This window comes from Micromonospora sp. NRRL B-16802 (assembly GCF_001279555.1).
Classification (GTDB): Bacteria; Actinomycetota; Actinomycetes; order Mycobacteriales; family Micromonosporaceae; genus Micromonospora; species Micromonospora profundi.
In genome coordinates, this window is sequence record NZ_LGEB01000055.1 from 22963 (window position 1) to 41687 (window position 18725).

The window sequence follows — 18725 nt, forward strand, 5'->3', positions numbered from 1 at the left end:
GGCACCCGCCGGTGTCACGCCTCGGCGGCGAAGACCACCTGGTAACCGCTGGCCCGCAACGCGCTGATCAGCGTGTCCGAGTGCTCCACCCCACGGGTCTCCACCGACAGTGCCACCTCCACCTCGCCGAGGCCCAGGTGTGGGTTGGCCCGCTGGTGTTCCACATCCACCACGTTGGCCCGGTGCTCGGCGATCTGACCGAGCAGCGAGGCGAGCTGCCCCGGCCGGTCGGAACACCGCACCGTCACGCGCAGGTAGCGTCCCGCGGCGGCCAGGCCGTGCTCGATCACCCGCAGCATCAGCAGCGGGTCGATGTTGCCACCGGAGAGCACCGCGACCACAGGCGTCTCCACCTCCACCACACCGGCCAGGAGCGCGGCCACGCCGACCGCCCCGGCCGGCTCGACGACCTGCTTGCCCCGCTCCAGCAGCATCAGCAGCGCCCGGGAGATGTCCTCCTCGGACACCGTGACGATCTCGTCGACAAGCTTGCGGACATGGTTGAAGGTGATCTCACCGGGCCGCCCGACAGCGATGCCGTCCGCGATCGTGGCGAACACGGGCAGCCGCACCGGCTCCCCGGCCACAAGCGAGGGCGGGAAGGCCGCCGCGCCGGCCGCCTGCACGCCGATGATCCGGACGTCCGGCCGCAGCGCCTTGGCGGCGACCGCCATGCCCGAGATCAGACCGCCGCCGCCCACGCCCGTGATGATGGTCCGCACCTCCGGGCACTGTTCGAGGATCTCCAGCGCCACGGTGCCCTGGCCGGCGATCACGTCCGGGTGGTCGAACGGGTGGATGAGCACCGCGCCGGTCCGCTCGGCGTACGTCTGCGCGGCCACCAGCGACTCGTCGACGGTGTTGCCTGCCAGTTCGACCTGCGCGCCGTACCCCTTGGTGGCGGCGACCTTCGGCAGCGGGGCGTTGACAGGCATGAAGACCGTTGCGTGCGTGCCGACCAGGCCGGCGGCCAGCGCCACTCCCTGGGCGTGGTTGCCGGCGCTCGCCGCGACGACGCCGCGTTCGCGCTCCGCCGCCGACAGTCGGGAGATCCGCACGTACGCGCCGCGCACCTTGTACGAGCCGGCGCGCTGGACGTTCTCGCACTTGAGCCAGGCCGGCCCGCCAAGCGCCGCGCTCAGTGGCCGCGAGGGCTCCAGCGGGGTGATCCGGACGACGTCGGCGAGCAGTTCCCGCGCGGCCCGTACGTCGTCGAGGCCGACCAGTTCCGTCATGCCCCGATCGTGCCACCCGGGCCGAGCGCCCTCTTCGTCGACACCGGGACGAGAGGCTCAGTTCCACTCGGCGTCACCGATGCCGCGGCATCAACCTCGCGCCACCGGCGCGGTGTCCGCGATCCGAGGTGGGTCACGCCCGGGGTTGATTCTCCGGGCCTGCCGGCTCCTCACCGCCCGATCCGGAAGCCGACGGCGTGGCCCCGGCAGCGGGGTGCCCGCCCGGGACCGGGGCAGCCGGCCAGGCCTGGGCGGTCGGCCATGCTGGCGACCCGCTGGCGATGCGTGCCTCCTGAGCGGCGGAGATCCGTCGGATCAACAGGATCAGCGTCACCCCGGCGACCACGCACGCCACTGCGGGCACGGCGTTACGGAGCAGGGAATCGCCGTAGTGGTCGATGTACGCCTGGTAGTCGGCATCGGTGGACGGGTTCTGCGGCAGCCTGATGTACGCCTGGGCGTTCTGGTTGCTGACGACCCCCTCGCCGATGCTGAACACGAGCCAGGTAATCCACCAGACGAACACCGTGGCCGGGGTGCGGCGCCGCCAGAGGCTGTCCCGCGCGACGCTGGCCATCACCCGGGCCGGTACCACGAGGTTGACGAACGGGATCAGCCAGCCGGCGATCGCCCAACCGGCACCGAGTGTCGGCAGCGCACCCGGGAACGCGTCGATGTTCTTCCGCGCCCGCCACATCCAGACGATCACCAGTACGGCGGCGGCGGGGAACACGACCACCGAGGGCTGCGACAACAGCGCCTGCACTGACAAAGCGTCGACCAGCAGGTCCGCGTCGTCGGCGTTCTGGGCCCGCCGGGTCATCAGCAACCCGACAATCGGATCGAGTGCCGTCACGAGAGAGAGCACCACGGCCACGCCGACGGCGATGCAGGCGGCCAGGCCGATGCCACGTACCCGGTAGGTCGCCACAGCGGGCCAGACGGCGGGCTGGCCGAGCGGCGTGTTGCAACGCTGGCAGTCGTTGTGCTCGGGAGATGTGGCGTCCCCACAGGTCTGACAACGCATCGATGTCTCCCGAGTCCGCGCGACGTGGCGTCCACAGTAGACGATCACGCGGCGGCTGGCGACCCCTTGCCGACCCGGGGGTAGCCGGGGGCGTGCCGTGACCAGGGGGCGGCCATTTCGAACTGGCCGGCCACACCGAGCAACAGCAGCTCCGAACCGGGCGGACCGACGATCTGCACACCGACCGGCAGACCATCCGGGCGGCGGCCCACCGGCACCACTACCGCCGGGAGGCCGGCGATGTTCCACGGCGCGGCGTACGGGGCGTACCTGATGCTTGCCGACATGTTCGACCGCCAGGACCGCTCGGACCAGCGGCCGGCCTCCGGCGGGGCACTGGCCAGCGCCGGGGTGAGCAGCAGGTCGACCGAGTGGTCGGTGAAGAAGTCGATCGACCGCTGCCGCCAGGCGGTCCGGTCGGCTTCCCGGACGTACCCCCGGCGCTGCGCCCACTCGCCCAGCGCTACGTGCCGCCGGGTACGCCGTTGCAGGCCACGCCTGTCCAGTCCGGAGGCCCGGACGTCCGTGGCGGCGGCGGCGAACCAGGTGGCGATGCCCTGCAGGCCCAGCGCTGTGGGATAGACCGGATCGGCCGGCACCGTGTCATGCCCGGCAGCGGCGAGGAGCCGGCCCGCGGCGGCGACAGCGTCCCGGTTGGGCGCGTCCGGTGAGACGCCGCGTACCGGGGAGCGCAGCGAGACGCCCACCCGCAGCCGCTGCGGCGGGACGAGCTTCTCCGGACGTCTACCGGCCAGCACCGAGAAGCCGACCGCCGCGTCAGCGACAGTGCTGGTGAGCATGCCGTGCTCGGTGAGACCGAACCAGTCGTCCGCGCCGAGCTGGCAGGGCACCACGCCCCGGCCCGGCTTGAGCCCGACCAGGCCGCAGCAGGCCGCCGGGATCCGGATCGAACCGAGGCCGTCGTTGCCGTGCGCGATCGGCACCAGCCCGGCCGCCACCGCCGCGGCCGCGCCACCGGAGGAGCCCCCAGGGGTACGCGTGCTGTCCCACGGGTTGCGCGTCACAGCGCTGTCGTCGTCGGTGAGCGCCCACAGGCCCAACTCCGGCATCCGGGTCACACCCAGGATCACCGCACCGGCGCCCCGGAGCCGGCGGACCACCTCGTGGTCGGCCTCCGCGACCTCCGTACGCGCCGCGGGCGACCCGTTCCAGGTGGGCAGGCCGGCGACCGGCGTGTTCTCCTTGACCGCCACCGGCACCCCGGCCAGCGGCAGGTTCGCCAGGTCCTCCTGCTCGTCGACCTTCTCCGCCTCGGTGATCGCCTCGCCGCCGCGAACGGCGCGGAACGCCGCCAGATCGCGGTCGGCCGAGGCGATGTACTCAAGGTGGTCGGCGACGACCTGGGTGGCCGAGACGTCACCTCGGCGTACGCCCCGGGCGATCTGCTTGGCAGTCGCCCCGACCCAGGTCGCCATGATGTCCTGCACGGCCATCCTCCCCAGCGGTCAGCCCAGCGCCTGCTCCAGATCGGCGAGCAGGTCGTCGACCGTCTCGATGCCGACAGACAGTCGCACGAGATCCCCGGGAACTTCAAGCGGCGAGCCGGCAGCACTTGCGTGTGTCATCCGACCCGGGTGCTCGATCAGGGATTCCACGCCGCCGAGCGACTCCGCGAGCACGAACAACTTGGCCCGGTTGCAGATCTCCACGGCGTGGTCCTCGCCGCCGGCCGCGCGGAACGAGATCATGCCGCCGAACCGGCGCATCTGCTTGGCGGCCACCTCGTGACCGGGGTGCGACGGCAGCCCTGGGTAGATCACCTGGGCCACCTTGGCGTGCCCGTCGAGGTACCCGGCGAGCCGCTCCGCGTTGTCGCAGTGCCGGTCCATGCGTACCCCGAGGGTCTTGATGCCGCGCAGGGTGAGCCAGGCGTCGAACGGGCCGTTGATCGCGCCCATGGCGTTCTGGTGGTAGCGCAGTTCCTCGCCGAGCGCGGCGTCGGAGACGACGAGCGCGCCGCCCACCACGTCGGAGTGGCCGCCGATGTACTTGGTGGTGGAGTGCACCACCACGTCCGCGCCGTGGGCGATGGGCTGCTGCAGGTACGGCGAGGCGAACGTGTTGTCGACGACGAGCAGAGCGTCGGCGTCGTGTGCCACGCCCGCCATGGCGGCGATGTCGGCGATGCCGAGAAGCGGGTTGGTGGGCGTCTCCACCCAGACCATCTTCGTCCGGCCCTGCCGCACGGCAGCACGGACGGCGGCCGGGTCGGAGACCTTGGCCGGGGTGAACTCGATCCCCCACCGCTGGGCGACACGGGCGAAGAGCCGATAGGTCCCGCCGTACGCGTCGTCGGGGATGACCACGTGGTCACCCGGCTGGCAGACGGCCCGCAGCAGGGTGTCCTCGGCAGCCAGGCCGCTGGCGAAGGCCAGCCCGACCGGGCCGCCTTCCAGCGCGGCCAGGCACTCCTGGAGAGCGTCGCGGGTCGGGTTGCCGGACCGGCTGTACTCGTAGCCGAGCCGGGGCGCGCCGACGGCGTCCTGGGCGTAGGTGCTGGTCTGGTAGATCGGAGGTATCACCGCGCCGGTGCGGGCCTCGGGGTCCTGACCGGCGTGTATGGCGAGCGTCTCGAAGCCGTGGTTCATCCTGTGAGGCTAGTTCTTCGTCTCGATGGCTGGAACGGAACCCGTCCGCCCGCGCCGTTCGCGCCGGGCGCGCGGGGCCGGACCCGGTGGCCCGGCCCCGCGCGTCGGCAGTGCTGGGGCCGGTCAGGCGGCCGGAACGGGCAGGACGTGCAGGGCGACCGGGCGGGCGCCGGTCCAGTCGTAGGAGGCCGCGTAGACCCGGGCACCGTTGGGCGACCAGGCCAGCGCGCCGGGGCTCAGCTCGTCGTTGCCCAACTCGAAGCGGGCCAGCTCGGTGCCGTCGGGCCGGAAGACGAACACGTCGGGGTCGTAGGAGGCGTCCGCGCCGGCGGCGACCTTGGTGCCGTCGCGGGAGAGCTCGACGGCGTTCGGGTACGGGCCGGTCGGATAGGTCGCGGACGGGGTGGTGATGTCGGCGAACGGGAACGCCTGCACCGAGTACGGGGAGCCGGCGGCGGTGTAGAGCGTGGTACCGGTCGGGTCGAGCGCGACGTCGCGCAGGTTGCTGCCGACCACCGTCCACTCGTTGGTCCTGGGCGCGCTCAGGACGCCTCCGGTGCCGATGTCGTACGCGTACACCGAGGCGGGGCTCAACGACGGCTGCCCGGCAAGCAGCACCGCCCGGTTCTGGCTGGCCGCGGTGAGCAGCGGGGCGTCGTAGAAGTCCTGGCTGGTGGCCATCCCCGTGGTGACGCGGGCGGGTTGGCGGCCCAGGTCGATTCGGCCGATGTTGCCGCCCCACTGGTCGCAGCCGTAGCCGAACCACAGGTACCGCCCGGTCAGCGCCAGCGACGACGGGCACTCGCCCGCCCCGGTGTCGTACCGTGCCGACTCGACGAGCGAGCCGGTGTCGAAGGCGGCGATGGCGTTCGCGGTGGGCAGCGCCACGTAGAGGGTCTGCCGGTCGGCGCTGAGCAGCAGGTCGGAGGGGCCGGGCAGGCCGGACAGGGTGCCGACCACCGCGCCCGTGGCGCTGGCCACCACGATGTCGGTCGACGACCGGCCACCGCTGACGAAGACCCGGTCACCGGCCGACACCACGTCGGCCACCGTGGCCAGCGGCAGCGGGGTGGCGGTCTGCGCGGGTGCCGCCTGGGCGGGAGTCGGGAGCGCCGCGGTGAGCAGCCCCGCGGTCAACGCCGCCAGCGCCGCCCGGGTCGTACCTTTTCTGATGTGCAAGGTGTTGTCCTTCCCCGTGTGAATTGAGCCGAGTGAATGAATAGCACAGTCGATGCCTGCACGGGGTTGTCGGGTCCGGCGGTGCCGCCGGCATAGCCTGGACCCATGAGCGGGTGCGTGTTCTGCGGGATCGTGGCGGGCGAGGTTGCGGCGTTCCGGGTCGCCGACGAGCCGGACGGGGTGGCGTTCCTGGACACCCGTCCCGTCTTCGCCGGGCATGTGCTCGTGGTGCCCCGGGTCCACCTCGTGACCCTGGGCGAGTTGCCGGCGGACCTGCTGCCCGGCTACTTCGCGCTGGTACGGCGGCTGGCGGTGGCGGTGGAGACGGGTCTGGGGGCAGGTGGGACGTTCGTGGCGATGAACAACAAGGTGTCCCAGTCCGTCCCGCACCTGCACACACACGTCGTGCCCCGGACCAAGGGCGACGGGCTGCGAGGCTTCTTCTGGCCGCGCACCCGCTACCAGGACGACACCGAGGCCCAGACCTACGCCGACCGGATCGCCGCAGCCCTCTGAGGAGCCCGACCCGCCGACCGGCCGGGTGGGGGCCTGAGTCACAGTGGCGCGGGTAAGGAAGGAAGACCCACCGGTGTTACACGCTGGGAGAGGTACGAGAGGAGTCCCACCGTGTTCCTGCGCCGTATGAACGCCGAGATGATTTCGCCCGAGCAGGCCCTGCCGGGCCGCCCGATCGCCATGCCGGTCGCCGACCGGCACGAGGTGCTGGGTACGCCGCTCAAGGGCCCGTTCCCCGAGGGCCTCCAGGTCGCCGTCTTCGGCATGGGCTGTTTCTGGGGCGCCGAGCGGCTGTTCTGGACGCTGCCCGGCGTGTTCACCACCTCCGCCGGCTACGCGGGCGGCTACACAAAGAACCCGACGTACGAGGAGACGTGTTCCGGCCGGACCGGGCACGCCGAGGTCGTCCAGGTGGTGTACGACCCCAGCAAGATCACGTACGAGGACCTGCTGAAGGTCTTCTGGGAGAACCACGACCCGACCCAGGGCATGCGCCAGGGCAACGACGTGGGCAGCCAGTACCGGTCGGCGATCTACACCACCACCGACGAGCAGCGCGCCATCGCGGAGTCGTCCCGTGACGCCTTCCAGCCGATCGTGACCCGCGCCGGCAAGGGTGAGATCACCACCGAGATCGCCCCGCTCGGCAGCTACTTCTTCGCCGAGGACTACCACCAGCAGTACCTCGCACCGACGAAGAACCCGAACGGCTACTGCAACCACGGCCCGAACGGCCTGAGCTGCCCGGTCGGCGTGGCCCGTACCGCCGGCTGACCCGCCACCACCCGCACGAGCGCGATGCCCGGCTGCCGACAAGGTGGCCGGGCATTCCCGTCTGACCGTGTGATCGAAATCCGTTGCCGAGCCCGGCGGGGCTAGATAGCGTGCAGGTACACGTGAAGGGAGGTGGTCCAGACTTGTATAGCAATCGGACTCGTGAGGTGGCTGTCCGCTAGCCGCTGTCCTCGACAGTGATCGGTTCGCCGACAGGCGGGCATCAGCACCATCGTCGAGACCGTGTGGCAGCGGTGCGGCGAATCCACGACAGCCACCCGACCCCCGGGGTGCCGGCATAGTCCAGCCGGCCCGTGCGCGAGCACGGAGCACCCCGGGGGTCGCTTCATATCCGAAAGGGCCCCGGCGATGTCGATGCGCGAGCTGGTGGTCCTCGGCACGGCCAGCCAGACCCCGACCCGCCAGCGCAACCACAACGGGTACGTGCTGCGCTGGGACGACGAGGTGATCCTCTTCGACCCGGGCGAGGGCAGTCAGCGCCAACTGCTGCACACCACCGTCACCGCCACCGACCTGACCCGAATCTGCGTCACGCACTTCCACGGCGACCACTGCCTGGGCCTGCCCGGCACCATCCAGCGGCTCTCCCTCGACCGGGTGGCGCAGCCGGTCGCCGTGCACTTCCCGGCGGGCGGCGCCGAATACTTCGCCCGGCTACGACACGCCACCTCCTTCCACGAGACCGCCGAGCTGGCCGTCACGCCCATCGAGACCGACGGTCAGCGGATCGCCCTGCGCTGCGGCACGCTGGAGGCCCGCCGGCTGCGGCACTCGATCGAGACGTACGGCTATCGGCTGGTCGAGCCCGACGGGCACCGGATGCTGCCGGAGAAGCTGGCCGCGTACGACATCGCTGGTCCGGCCGTCGGTGAGCTGATCCGCGTCGGGCACCTGGACGTCGACGGACGCCGCGTCAGCCGCGACGAGGTGAGCGTGCCCCGGCCGGGACAGCGGTTCGCTTTTGTGATGGACACCGGCCTCTGCGACGGGGTGTACGCCCTCGCCGAGCACGCCGACCTGCTGGTCATCGAGTCGACATTCCTGGAGTCGGAGGCCGCGCTCGCCGCCGAGGTCGGCCACCTGACCGCGGCGCAGGCCGCGAAGGTGGCCACCGAGTCCGGGGTACGCAGGCTGGTGCTCACGCACTTCTCACAGCGCTACTCCGACCCGCGCCGGTTCCACGACGAGGCGCGGGCGCACTTCGACGGGGATCTGATCATCGCCGAGGATCTGACCACCGTGCAGGTGCCACCGCGCCGGGTAGCCTCGGCGGAGTGACCGTCACGCTCCGTCCCGCGACCGGTGATGACCTGATGGGGGTGGGCGTCCTGCACCAGCGCTCCCGGGTCGCCGCGTACTCCTCGTTCGTCCCGGCCGAGGCGCTTGCCGAACCGACAGGTGAGGCGATGGGCGCGTACTGGACCGAGCGGTGGAGATGGGAGCGGGACACCCACCGACTGACCGTCGCGGAGCGTGCCGGGGCGCTTGTGGGGTTCAGCTACCTGGGCCCGGACGACGAGGACGACCCGGCGACGGGGCTGCTCAACGCCATCCACCTCGACCCGGCCGAGCAGGGCCGGGGCGTGGGCCGGGCGCTGATGGTGGACGCCCTGGACGCCATGCGGGCGCGGGGCTGGCAGCGGGCAGTGCTCTGGGTGCTGCGCGACAACGCACACGCCCGCGCGTTCTACGAGCGCGGCGGGTGGGTGCCGACGGGCGCGCAGCGCGAGGAGTACATCGGCATCGCCCCCACGCCGCAGCTCCGCTACGCCCGCCGCCTGTGACGTGTAAGGAAGGGCACCTTATTAACGCCTCCGGTTGTACAGGGGGCCCTTATTATCACGAGCGTCGCCGCCAGATGCTTGGCGCTGCTGCCGACTCCCGGCCGCCGAAGGACTGCGGCCGGGAGCGCGTTTGTTAATAGGGGGCCCGTGCTCTACACGAGGCGTTAATAAGGTGCCCTTCCTTGCGACCTAGTGGGCGCCCAGGTGGGCCAGGAGATCCTGGCGGGTGAGTACGCCCTTGGGCTTGCCGTCGACGAGGACCAGCGCGGCGTCGGACTTCTCCAGCAGGCCGACTGCCTCGCTCACCGGCTGACCGCCACCGATCATCGGCAGCGGGTCGCCCATGTGCCGCTCGATGGTGTCGTGCAGGTGGGCCTGGCCGGTGAACAGCGCGTCGAGCAGGTCACGCTCGGCGATCGAGCCGGCCACCTCACCGGTCACCACCGGCGGCTCGGCCTTGAGCACCGGCAACTGCGAGACGCCGTACTCGCGCATGTAGTCGATCGCGTCGCGGACCGTCTCGGTCGGGTGGACGTGCACCAGCTCGGGCAGCCCGCCCGGCTTGCTGGCCAGCGCGTCGGCCACCGTGGGCTCGGCACCGGAGTTGTCGAGGAAGCCGTACCGGGCCATCCACGAGTCGTTGAAGATCTTCGAGAGGTAGCCGCGGCCGCCGTCGGGCAGCAGCACAACCACCACGTCGTCCGGGCCGGCCTTGCGGGCCACCTCCAGCGCGGCGACCACTGCCATCCCGCAGGAACCGCCGACCAGCAGCCCTTCCTCGCGGGCCAGCCGCCGGGTCATCTCGAAGGACGCCTTGTCGGAGACCTCGACGATCTCGTCAGCCACACCCCGGTCGTACGTCTCCGGCCAGAAGTCCTCGCCGACGCCCTCCACGAGGTACGGCCGGCCGGTGCCGCCGGAGTAGACCGAACCCTCCGGGTCGGCCCCGATGACCTTCACCCGGCCGTCGGAAGCCTCCTTGAGGTACCTGCCGATGCCGGAGATCGTGCCGCCGGTGCCCACCCCGGTCACGAAGTGGGTGAGCCCGCCCTCGGTCTGCTTCCACAGCTCCGGGCCGGTGGTCTCGTAGTGCGAGCGCGGGTTCGCCGGGTTGCTGTACTGGTCGGGCTTCCAGGCGCCGGGGATCTCCCGGGTCAGCCGGTCGGAGACGTTGTAGTAGGAACGCGGGTCCTCCGGAGCGACAGCCGTCGGGCAGACCACCACCTCGGCCCCGTACGCCCGCAGCACGTCCTGCTTGTCCTGGCTGACCTTGTCGGGGCAGACGAAGACGCACTTGTAGCCCTTGAGCTGGGCTACCAGGGCCAGCCCGACGCCGGTGTTGCCGCTGGTGGGCTCGACGATGGTGCCGCCGGGCTTGAGCAGGCCCGCCGCTTCGGCGTCCTCCACCATCCGCAGGGCGATCCGGTCCTTCACCGAGCCACCCGGGTTGACGTACTCGACCTTGGCGAGCACTGTGGCCTGGATGCCCTCGGTGACGTTACGCAGGCGTACCAGCGGGGTGTTGCCGATCATGTCGACGACATTGTCGTAGTACTGCACGGTGTGCCCTTCGTTGCGGCGCCGGCGACGGCTGCTCGGCAGACGGATCCTCGACGCCCAGGGTACGTGCTGTCAGGGCACCAACCCGCCGGGGATGACGGAGCTGCGTCGGGCCTCCCACTCCAGGAAACGCTCGGTCTCGGCGAGCACGCTGCCGGCCAGCCAGGTGACCATTACCGCGTCGTCGGCCAGCCCGAAGATCGCCAGCGGGATCTCCGGCAACAGGTCGAAGGGCGAGACGATGTACGCCGTCGCCGCGGTCATCAGGGCCAGCCGGAGGCCGCCGTCGTATTCACCACGGGTGGTGGCCCGGATCATCCGGGGCAGCGCCGCCAGCCTGGTCCCCAGCGACGGCCCGCCGCGCGCCCCCGCCGTCAGTGCCCGGGCCAGGGCCGCGAACGCCGCGCTGCGCTTCAGTGTCTTACCCATCGTTGCGCTCCTCTCCGCCGGATCAGCGTGGCGGGTCGACGCAAGTGTGGCCGGCCTGCACCCGGACAGATACCCCGTCGCGTCGGGTTCCAGGCATCCACGAGGCGTGACGACGACAGCGGCGTGTCGGTCCGGCGCGATAATGTCGCTGTATGGGGGTGGCTGGTTCTGTCGTACCCGTTGTTCCGCGCTGGCGACACGCCTTGCGGATCGCCCGCCTGGCAGCCATCGGGACGGGCGCGACCGCGGCGGCCGTGGTGGCGACCGGCGGGGTGCTGCTCGGCCAGGCCCGGCAGGCCCGACGCACCATCCCGATGGCCGAGGCCCCACCGCCACGCTGCGACGGGGTGTACGGCGCGAAGTTCCCCGGCCCGACGCTCACGATGGTCGTGCTCGGTGACTCGTCGGCTGCCGGTTACGGGGTGCACCGCCGCCGCGAGACGCCCGGCGCGTTGCTGGCCACCGGCCTGTCCCGGCGCCTGCACCGGCCGGTCCTGCTGCGCCGCTTCGCTGTGGTCGGTGCCATCTCCTCGGCGTTGCGGCACCAGGTGGAGGCGGCCCTGGAGTGCGAGCCCGACATCGCGGTCATCCTGATCGGCGGCAACGACATCACCAACCGCACGCCGCGCGGGCTGGCAGTGCGCTATCTGGTCGAGGCGGTCCGGACGCTTCGCGACGCGGGTTGCGAGGTGGTCGTGGGCACCTGCCCCGACCTGGGCGCGATCCGGCCGATCCAACCGCCGCTGCGCTGGCTGGCCCACCGGTGGAGCCGCCAGCTCGCCGCCGCCCAGACGGTCGCCGTTGTCGAGGCGGGCGGCTGGACGGTGTCCCTGGGCGACCTGTTGGGTCCACGGTTCAATGCCGAACCGCACCGGATGTTCGCCTGGGACCGGTTCCACCCGTCCGCTGAGGGGTACGCGGTCGCTGCGGCCGCCCTGCTGCCGACGATGCTCTCCGCGCTCGGCGCCGGGCAGGAACGACGGGCCACTGCGGCGCGGGGTGAGGGCGTACGGTCGCTGCCAAAGGCTGCGCAGGAGGCGGCCCGGCACGCCGGCACCGAGGTCAGTGGCACCCAGGTCCACGGCCACGACCGGGGGCCGGCCGGTCGGTGGGCGCAGCTGCGCCGGCGGGCGTTCTTCGGTGTCAACGCGGTGCCGCAGGGCGGTGCAACGTCGGACACTTCGACGGTGGAGGGACTGGCATGAACCAGCGCAGCGAGCGGCACGTGACCGACGGCCTCACTGGCCGACTGGGTCGGGCGGCGGCGCTGTCGCTGCTCGCCGGCACCGTGGGCGGTGCGGCAGTCCTCGCCGGTGAGGCGTTCGTCGCGCGACACCGGCGGTACGCCGAGCCGGAGCTGGGGCTGGCGCTGCGCGCCACGATCGGCCGGGCCGGCGGGACGCCGCTGCGGCTGGTGCTGCTCGGCGACTCGTCGGCGCTGGGCGTGGGCGTCGACAGGCTCGACGACACCATCGGCGGGCAGTTGGCAAACCTGCTCGCCGAGGGCCCGACCGGCCGTCGGGTGCACCTGTCGAGCGTCGGTGTCTCCGGGTCCCGTTCGACCGATCTGGCGACGCAGGTGGCCCGGGCCCTGCTGGGCGAGCGTCCCGACGTGGCACTGATCCTGATCGGCGCCAACGACGCCACAGGCATGCGTCGGCCCGCTGACGCGTCGGCGTATCTGGGCGCGGCGGTGCACCGGCTGCGGGAGGCGCGGGTCGAGGTGGTGGTGGGCACCTGCCCCGACCTGGGTGCCGTACGCGCCATCGCGCCCCCGCTGCGGCAGTTGGTGGGCTGGGCCGGCCGGCGGATGGCCCGCGCGCAGACCACGGCCGTGCTGGAGGCCGGTGGCACTGTTGTCGACCTGGCCACCGAGACCGGTCCGGTGTTCCGGGCGGACGCGGGCACGCTCTGCCACGACGGCTTCCACCCGTCCGCCGACGGTTACCGGGTGTGGGCGCACGCCCTGTTGCCGGCGATCACGGCGGCGGCGGCGGTCGCCTCCCGACGCTAGATCAGCCCCGCTGAGGGTGACATTTCCCGCCGTGTCTGCTTCTTCCGCGTGATGTTACCGGCGGGTTAACGTTGGTCCATGCCGATTGAGTCGTCCCGCGACGCCGTCATCGTCGCTACCGCCCGCTCCCCCATTGGCCGGGCGCACAAGGGGTCCCTGCGCGATGTCCGCTCCGACGACCTCGCCGCGACAATCGTCCAGGCCGCCCTGGACAAGGTTCCCCAGCTCGACCCGACCACCATCGACGACATCTACCTCGGGTGCGGCCTGCCCGGCGGTGAGCAGGGCTTCAACATGGCCCGTGTGGTGGCCACGCTGCTCGGGCTCGACACCGTTCCCGGTGCCACGCTGACCCGCTACTGCGCGTCCTCGCTCCAGACCACCCGGATGGCCCTGCACGCTATCCGCGCCGGCGAGGGCGACGTGTTCGTCTCCGCAGGCGTCGAGATGGTCTCCCGGTACGCCCGGGGCAGCTCCGACGGTCTGCCGCCAGAGGCTCAGGCGCTGGTCGGCGGTGGCTGGGAGAACCCGCGTTTCGCCGAGGCCGCCGAGCGCTCGAAGCGCCGCGCGCAGGGTGGCGCCGAGGTGTGGACCGACCCCCGCGAGTCCGGCGACCTGCCGGACATCTACCTGACCATGGGGCAGACCGCCGAGAACCTGGCCCAGGTGTACGACGTGAGCCGCGCCGACATGGACGAGTTCGGCGTACGCAGCCAGAACCTCGCCGAGAAGGCCATCGCCGACGGCTTCTGGGCCCGGGAGATCACCCCGGTCACCACTCCGGACGGCACCGTGGTGAGCACCGACGACGGCCCTCGGGCGGGCGTCACCCTGGACGCGGTGTCCGGGCTGAAGCCGGTGTTCCGTCCCGACGGCCGGATCACCGCCGGCAACTGCTGCCCCCTGAACGACGGTGCGGCAGCAGTTGTGGTGATGAGCGCCCAGCGGGCCGAGGAACTCGGGCTGACGCCACTGGCCCGGATCGTCTCGACAGGCGTCACCGCCCTGTCGCCGGAGATCATGGGTCTCGGCCCGGTCGAGGCGTCCCGGCAGGCGCTCAAGCGGGCCGGCATGACGATCGACGACGTCGACCTCGTGGAGATCAACGAGGCGTTCGCCGCCCAGGTCATCCCGTCGTACCGGCAGCTCGGCATCCCGGAGGAGAAGCTGAACGTGATGGGCGGCGCGATCGCCGTGGGCCACCCGTTCGGCATGACCGGCGCCCGGATCACCGGCACCCTGCTCAACGCGCTGGAGTGGCACGACAAGACCATCGGCCTGGAGACGATGTGCGTCGGCGGCGGCCAGGGCATGGCAATGGTCCTCGAACGGCTGAACTGACCTCAGAGCGCGCTGCGGGTCGCCGTCACTTCGGCGGCGGCCCGCGCCAGCGTTCCGGCGTCGGCTCCGGCGGCCAGCAGGTCCGCTGTCACCACCCGCACCTGGTCGGGCAGCGCCAGGTCGTTGTCCAGCCGAGGGACGGTGCGGCGGGGTCCGCCCTCGGCGTCGGCGGCAAGGTTGGCGATCTCCTGCACCAGGCGGTGGACCAGGTCGGCGCGGGACATGTTGCCGGTCGTTGCGGCCGCCGCCCAACGAGGCTGCTGCCAGTGCCCGATCTGACCGACAAGCAGTCGTACGGCCTGCTCCAACTCCACTGCGCTCATCGCCGCCGAGTCTACGGCCGGCGTCGGCCCCGCCACCCCGGCCCGGTCAACGGCGCAGGTAGCTGAGCAGCCGCAGCAACTGCCAGTAGAGGAAGACCAGGCCGGTGAGCAGGCCGAAAGCGCTCAGCCACGCGTACCGGCGGGGTCGACCGTCGCGCACCGAACGCTCGACGAGGTCGAAGTCGAGGATGAAGCTGAACGCGCCCGCGATGATCGCCACCACCGAGAAGGCGTACGGCAGCCAGCCGACCTCGCCGCTGACGCTGTAGACAGCCAACCCCTGCCGTCCAGAGATCAGGTACGACACCAGGTTGACCACGCTGAGCACCGCGATGCCGAGCAGCGTGCCGATCACCAGGCGGGCCAGTCGGGGCGTCGCCCGGATCACCCGGGCCCGGTACAACGCCGCCATACCGAAGAAGACGCCGAACGTGCCGGCCACCGCCTGCACCACGATGCCCGGATAGACCTGCTCGAACGTCCTGCTGGCCACCCCCAGCAGCAGCCCCTGCAGCAGCGCGTAGCCGGCGATCGGCACCGGGTTGGTGATCGCCCGCAACGAGATGACCAGGACCAGGGCGATCGAGGCCAGCGCGCTGCCTGCCAGCGCCGCGCCCAGCCAGGCCGCCTCCGGCACCACCACCCAGGACACGGCCGCGGCCACGCCGGTGAGCAGGAGCAACCCGACGGTACGGACCACGACGTCGTCGACGGTCATCGGCTCGACATCCTGGGAGCCGAGCACCCGGCTCTCCAACCGGCCGGTCTCGTCCAGCCGGTTGAGCACCGGATTGTTGCTGCGCACCGTCGCCTCCCTCACCCGCGTACCCCTCGCAGTCACTCTGCCTCGGGCGGCCCGGCGGCGACGGCGAAACGGCGCGGACGACGGCGCCCGCCCCCACGGAAGCGGAGGCGGGCGCCGATCGGCAGAGCGGACGAGGTCAGTCGTCGCCCTGGAAGTAGCTCAGCAGGCGCAGGATCTCGATGTAGAGCCAGACCAGGCTGACCAGGATGCCGAACGCGGCCACCCAGGAGTAGCGCTGGGGCAGGCCCATCCGGACGCCGTCCTCGACCTCCTTGAAGCTGAGCACGAAGCTCAGCGAGGCGACCACGATGCAGACCAGGCTGAAGCCGATGGCAAGCGGGCTGCCGTCCCGCAGGCCGGTGTTGACGCCGAACAGCGCCAGCACCAGGTTGATCATCATGACGGCGAAGAGGCCGACCATGACCGCGATCATGCCCTTGACGAAGGCCGGGGTGGCCCTGATGACCTTCGCCCGGTAGAGCATCGCCATCAGGAAGAAGATGCCGAAGCTGGCCACCGCCGCCTGGAGCACGATGCCGTCGTAGCGCGTCTCGAACGCCTTGCTGACCATGCCGACGAAGACGCCCTCGACGACCGCGTACGCGATGACGAGCGCCGGGTTGGCCATCCGGGAGAAAGAGATGATCAAACCGAGGGCCAGGCCGACAACTGCCGCGCCGATCCAGGCGACCCCGACCAGCGAGTCGGGCACGAGAACCCAGGCGGCCGCGGCGGTGATGCCGAGGATGCCGAGCAGGGCGACCGTCTTGACGACGACGTCGTCGACGGTCATGGGGGCCACGGTGGGCGGTGCGACCGGGTAACCGGCCTGGGACGGGTACTGCTGGGGAATGCCGGGCTGTCCGTACGGCCCGGCCGGGGCGTACCCGGCGGCGCGCTCCCGCTCGGCCGCTTGGCCGAGCCGGGCGAGCACCGGGTTCGAGGTCTTCACTGTCTGGCCTCCCTCAGGGGGTCGTTTGCACGTGAACGTGCCCTCCAAGAGTAAACTGCCCGACCCACTCCTGGTGATCACGGATGGGAATGCGGGCCGGTCGCGGTTGGTGCCCGGGGCGGGGGTCGAACCCGCACGCCTTGCGGCAGCCGCTTTTAAGGCGGCCGTGTCTGCCTTTCCACCACCCGGGCGGGTGGCACCGGCGCGTCGACACGCGCGAGTGCAATGTCACCGTAGCCGGTCGTCGACAACCCGGCGTACCCCGACGGGCGTGCCACATTAGGGTCGATTCCGTGAGCAGCGCAGCCCCCACGGCCCCCGACGCCGCCCCTGACCAGGCCGTCCGCCTCGCCGATCAGGTCAACCGCCGAACCCGGGCCGTCCGGCTGCTGGCTGCCGTCCGCCGCCACCGGGCAGATCTGCTCGTCGCACTGCTCTGGGTCGTGCTGGCCGGCTGGTTGACCCACGGGCTGTGGCCCGACCCGGGCGGCCGGACGCTGGCGCTCAACCCGGAGGACCAGGCCCTCTACGAGTGGTTCCTGGCCGTCGACGCGAGAGCGCTGCTCGGCGACTTCAGCCTGCTCACCGACAGGCTCAACGCGCCCGACGGCGTCAACCTGATGGCCAACACCACTGTCATCGCGCTCGGCATCGTCTGCGCGCCGATCACCCTCCTGCTCGGCGCGCCGGTCACCTTCGCGCTGCTCGCCGCCGCCAACCTGGCCGGCACGGCACTCGCCTGGTACCTGCTGTTCCACCGGACGATGCGTACCCGTCGGCTGGCCGCCGCGCTGGGCGGAGGGCTCTGCGGCTTCGGGCCGGGAATGGTGTCGCAGACGAACAGCCACCTGCACATGACCGCGCAGTGGCTGGTGCCGGTGATCGTCTGGCTGGTGGTCCGCCTGCTGCGGGCCTCCGACCCGGGTCGTACCCCGGCCGGGTCCACGCGTGCTCTGCCCAGCGGGCCGGACCGGCGACGGATGATCAGCTCAGCCGTCGGGCTGGCCGCTGCGGTCACCGCGCAGGTCTTCATCGGTGAGGAGGTGCTCTTCCTGGCCGCCGTCACCCTGCTGGTGATGGCGATCAGCTACGCCGTGGCGGACCGCGACCTTGCCCGTCGTGCGCTGCCCGGCTTCGCCGGAGGCCTGGCGATCGCCGCCGGCCTGGCGCTGATGGTGCTCGGATACCCGCTGTGGTTCCAGTTCGCCGGGCCGCAGGGCGTCGCCGACGGCATGTTCAGCCCCTCCTACTTCTCGGCCGACCTGAGCAGCTGGTGGGCGATCTCCCCGCTGTCGATCGCCGGCAGCGACCAGGCGTCCCGGCTGACCACCGGCCCCGCCGAGTACAACACCTTCCTCGGCTGGCCCCTGCTGCTCGTCACCGCGGCCTGCGCGATCTGGACCGGCCGGCGCCGGCTGGTCTTCACCTGTGTCGTGGCCGGGCTGGTGATGGGCGCGCTCTCGCTCGGCCCGGAGGTGGTGCTCGGCGGCATCCGCACCGCCGTGCCCGGCCCGTACGCCCTGCTGGCCGGGCTGCCGGTGGTGGACGGCGCGCTGCCGATGCGATTCGGCCTGGCGCTGCTCCCGATCGTGGCGACGCTGCTGGTGCTGGCTGTCGACAGGGCCCTGCGCAGCACCGGCCGCGCACGACGACTCGTGCCACTGGCGGTCGCCGCCGCGCTGCTGCCAATCTTTCCGACCCCGCTGCCGACAGCGGCACGGCCCGAGGTGCCCGAGTTCATCACCGGCGGGCACTGGAAGCAGTGCGTACGCCCCGGCGGCGTGCTCGTTCCGGTGCCGCTGCCCACACCCAAGGAACCCTGGCCCATGCGCTGGGCGGTCGCCGCGAACGCCGGGTTCGGCATGCCCGAGGGCTTCTTCATCGGCCCGTACGGGAGGGGCGGCACCGCAGCCATGGGCACCTTCAAGCAGCCCACCTCGGCCCTGCTTGCCGACGTCGCCCGGCGCGGTGACCTGCCGGCCATCGGCGACGAACAGCGCCGGCAGGCAGCCCGGGACGCGGACTTCTGGGGTGCCTCCTGCGTGGCGCTGGCCGACGACGCTCCCCACGCCGACAGCCTGCGCGCAACCCTGGAGCAGCTCTACGGCCCCGCCAACCGGATAGCCGACGCGTGGACCTGGCGGGTCTGACGCCGC

18 protein-coding genes and 1 tRNA gene are annotated in these 18725 nt (G+C 71.8%); 8 read left to right on the forward strand and 11 right to left on the reverse strand.

The features are described from left to right. Window positions 1-14: 14 nt before the first annotated feature. From ilvA to ADK66_RS13500, 5 genes are all read right to left on the reverse strand, one after another. Entirely contained in the window at window positions 15-1235 is a 1221-nt protein-coding gene (gene ilvA / locus ADK66_RS13480) for a threonine ammonia-lyase (RefSeq protein WP_053655287.1), read from the reverse strand. 133 nt (window positions 1236-1368) lie between these two features. Continuing rightward, on the reverse strand, window positions 1369-2262 hold the full coding sequence (locus ADK66_RS13485; RefSeq protein ID WP_082377436.1) for a DUF4328 domain-containing protein: 894 nt from the start codon (window positions 2260-2262) through the stop codon (window positions 1369-1371). Between the two features lie 44 nt (window positions 2263-2306). Continuing rightward, complete coding sequence (locus ADK66_RS13490; RefSeq protein ID WP_053655291.1) at window positions 2307-3716, reverse strand: amidase; 1410 nt, start codon at window positions 3714-3716, stop codon at window positions 2307-2309. Between the two features lie 12 nt (window positions 3717-3728). Continuing rightward, window positions 3729-4871, reverse strand: a complete 1143-nt coding sequence (locus tag ADK66_RS13495; RefSeq protein WP_053655292.1) for a cystathionine gamma-synthase — start codon at window positions 4869-4871, stop codon at window positions 3729-3731. 123 nt (window positions 4872-4994) lie between these two features. After that, a complete protein-coding gene (locus ADK66_RS13500; protein WP_157552448.1) occupies window positions 4995-6050 on the reverse strand; it encodes a YncE family protein in 1056 nt (351 codons plus the stop codon). 105 nt (window positions 6051-6155) lie between these two features. On the opposite strand from ADK66_RS13500, the gene ADK66_RS13505 reads away from it, so the two are divergent. The 4 genes from ADK66_RS13505 (at window position 6156) to ADK66_RS13520 (ending at window position 9145) form a co-directional block, all read left to right on the forward strand. Further along, complete coding sequence (locus ADK66_RS13505) at window positions 6156-6566, forward strand: HIT family protein (RefSeq protein ID WP_053655296.1); 411 nt, start codon at window positions 6156-6158, stop codon at window positions 6564-6566. A gap of 111 nt (window positions 6567-6677) precedes the next feature. Next, window positions 6678-7340 (forward strand): peptide-methionine (S)-S-oxide reductase MsrA, encoded by a 663-nt coding sequence (gene msrA / locus ADK66_RS13510; protein ID WP_053655298.1) that lies wholly within the window; start codon window positions 6678-6680, stop codon window positions 7338-7340. A gap of 369 nt (window positions 7341-7709) precedes the next feature. Next, a complete protein-coding gene (locus ADK66_RS13515) occupies window positions 7710-8639 on the forward strand; it encodes a ribonuclease Z (RefSeq protein WP_053655300.1) in 930 nt (309 codons plus the stop codon). After that, window positions 8636-9145 carry a GNAT family N-acetyltransferase gene (locus ADK66_RS13520; RefSeq protein WP_053655301.1) on the forward strand — a complete coding sequence of 170 codons (510 nt, stop codon included), beginning with the start codon at window positions 8636-8638 and terminating at the stop codon, window positions 9143-9145. Before ADK66_RS13515 ends, ADK66_RS13520 begins: the two co-directional genes overlap by 4 nt. 189 nt (window positions 9146-9334) lie before the next feature. Here the strand turns inward: ADK66_RS13520 and ADK66_RS13525 are convergent, their stop codons facing one another. Together ADK66_RS13525 and ADK66_RS13530 are read right to left on the reverse strand one after the other, a co-directional pair. After that, on the reverse strand, window positions 9335-10705 hold the full coding sequence (locus ADK66_RS13525) for a cystathionine beta-synthase (protein WP_053655303.1): 1371 nt from the start codon (window positions 10703-10705) through the stop codon (window positions 9335-9337). A 72-nt stretch (window positions 10706-10777) separates the two neighbouring features. Continuing rightward, window positions 10778-11134 (reverse strand): YkvA family protein, encoded by a 357-nt coding sequence (locus ADK66_RS13530; RefSeq protein WP_053655305.1) that lies wholly within the window; start codon window positions 11132-11134, stop codon window positions 10778-10780. Between the two features lie 152 nt (window positions 11135-11286). Here ADK66_RS13530 and ADK66_RS13535 point away from each other — a divergent pair, with 152 nt between their 5' ends. The 3 genes from ADK66_RS13535 to ADK66_RS13545 all read left to right on the forward strand — a co-directional run bounded on the left by ADK66_RS13535 (window position 11287) and on the right by ADK66_RS13545 (window position 14489). Next, complete coding sequence (locus ADK66_RS13535; protein ID WP_053655307.1) at window positions 11287-12339, forward strand: SGNH/GDSL hydrolase family protein; 1053 nt, start codon at window positions 11287-11289, stop codon at window positions 12337-12339. Continuing rightward, window positions 12336-13148 carry an SGNH/GDSL hydrolase family protein gene (locus ADK66_RS13540; protein WP_053655309.1) on the forward strand — a complete coding sequence of 271 codons (813 nt, stop codon included), beginning with the start codon at window positions 12336-12338 and terminating at the stop codon, window positions 13146-13148. The genes ADK66_RS13535 and ADK66_RS13540 overlap by 4 nt, the downstream gene beginning before the upstream one ends. A gap of 78 nt (window positions 13149-13226) precedes the next feature. Then, window positions 13227-14489 carry an acetyl-CoA C-acetyltransferase gene (locus ADK66_RS13545; RefSeq protein WP_053655311.1) on the forward strand — a complete coding sequence of 421 codons (1263 nt, stop codon included), beginning with the start codon at window positions 13227-13229 and terminating at the stop codon, window positions 14487-14489. A gap of 2 nt (window positions 14490-14491) precedes the next feature. On the opposite strand, the gene ADK66_RS13550 is transcribed toward ADK66_RS13545, so the two are convergent. From ADK66_RS13550 to ADK66_RS13565, 4 genes are all read right to left on the reverse strand, one after another. Further along, window positions 14492-14812 carry a hypothetical protein gene (locus ADK66_RS13550; RefSeq protein WP_053655313.1) on the reverse strand — a complete coding sequence of 107 codons (321 nt, stop codon included), beginning with the start codon at window positions 14810-14812 and terminating at the stop codon, window positions 14492-14494. Between the two features lie 46 nt (window positions 14813-14858). Continuing rightward, window positions 14859-15617 (reverse strand): Bax inhibitor-1/YccA family protein, encoded by a 759-nt coding sequence (locus tag ADK66_RS13555; RefSeq protein WP_053655315.1) that lies wholly within the window; start codon window positions 15615-15617, stop codon window positions 14859-14861. Between the two features lie 136 nt (window positions 15618-15753). Beyond that, entirely contained in the window at window positions 15754-16569 is an 816-nt protein-coding gene (locus tag ADK66_RS13560) for a Bax inhibitor-1/YccA family protein (RefSeq protein ID WP_053655317.1), read from the reverse strand. A 107-nt stretch (window positions 16570-16676) separates the two neighbouring features. Then, window positions 16677-16760 (reverse strand) — tRNA-Leu (locus tag ADK66_RS13565). A gap of 102 nt (window positions 16761-16862) precedes the next feature. Here ADK66_RS13565 and ADK66_RS13570 point away from each other — a divergent pair. Continuing rightward, window positions 16863-18719 carry a hypothetical protein gene (locus tag ADK66_RS13570; RefSeq protein ID WP_197281516.1) on the forward strand — a complete coding sequence of 619 codons (1857 nt, stop codon included), beginning with the start codon at window positions 16863-16865 and terminating at the stop codon, window positions 18717-18719. The last annotated feature ends 6 nt before the right edge of the window (window positions 18720-18725 follow it).

Bases quoted from the DNA above. Each gene is read 5' to 3' on its own strand.
- ADK66_RS13535 (WP_053655307.1), top strand. From the start codon at position 11,287: ATGGGGGTGGCTGGTTCTGTCGTACCCGTTGTTCCGCGCTGGCGACAC.
- ADK66_RS13550 (WP_053655313.1), bottom strand. From the start codon at position 14,812: ATGAGCGCAGTGGAGTTGGAGCAGGCCGTACGACTGCTTGTCGGTCAG.
- ADK66_RS13495 (WP_053655292.1), bottom strand. From the start codon at position 4,871: ATGAACCACGGCTTCGAGACGCTCGCCATACACGCCGGTCAGGACCCC.
- ADK66_RS13515 (WP_053655300.1), top strand. From the start codon at position 7,710: ATGTCGATGCGCGAGCTGGTGGTCCTCGGCACGGCCAGCCAGACCCCG.
- ADK66_RS13530 (WP_053655305.1), bottom strand. From the start codon at position 11,134: ATGGGTAAGACACTGAAGCGCAGCGCGGCGTTCGCGGCCCTGGCCCGG.
- ADK66_RS13490 (WP_053655291.1), bottom strand. From the start codon at position 3,716: ATGGCCGTGCAGGACATCATGGCGACCTGGGTCGGGGCGACTGCCAAG.
- ADK66_RS13485 (WP_082377436.1), bottom strand. From the start codon at position 2,262: ATGCGTTGTCAGACCTGTGGGGACGCCACATCTCCCGAGCACAACGAC.
- ADK66_RS13540 (WP_053655309.1), top strand. From the start codon at position 12,336: ATGAACCAGCGCAGCGAGCGGCACGTGACCGACGGCCTCACTGGCCGA.
- ADK66_RS13545 (WP_053655311.1), top strand. From the start codon at position 13,227: ATGCCGATTGAGTCGTCCCGCGACGCCGTCATCGTCGCTACCGCCCGC.
- ilvA (WP_053655287.1), bottom strand. From the start codon at position 1,235: ATGACGGAACTGGTCGGCCTCGACGACGTACGGGCCGCGCGGGAACTG.
- ADK66_RS13505 (WP_053655296.1), top strand. From the start codon at position 6,156: ATGAGCGGGTGCGTGTTCTGCGGGATCGTGGCGGGCGAGGTTGCGGCG.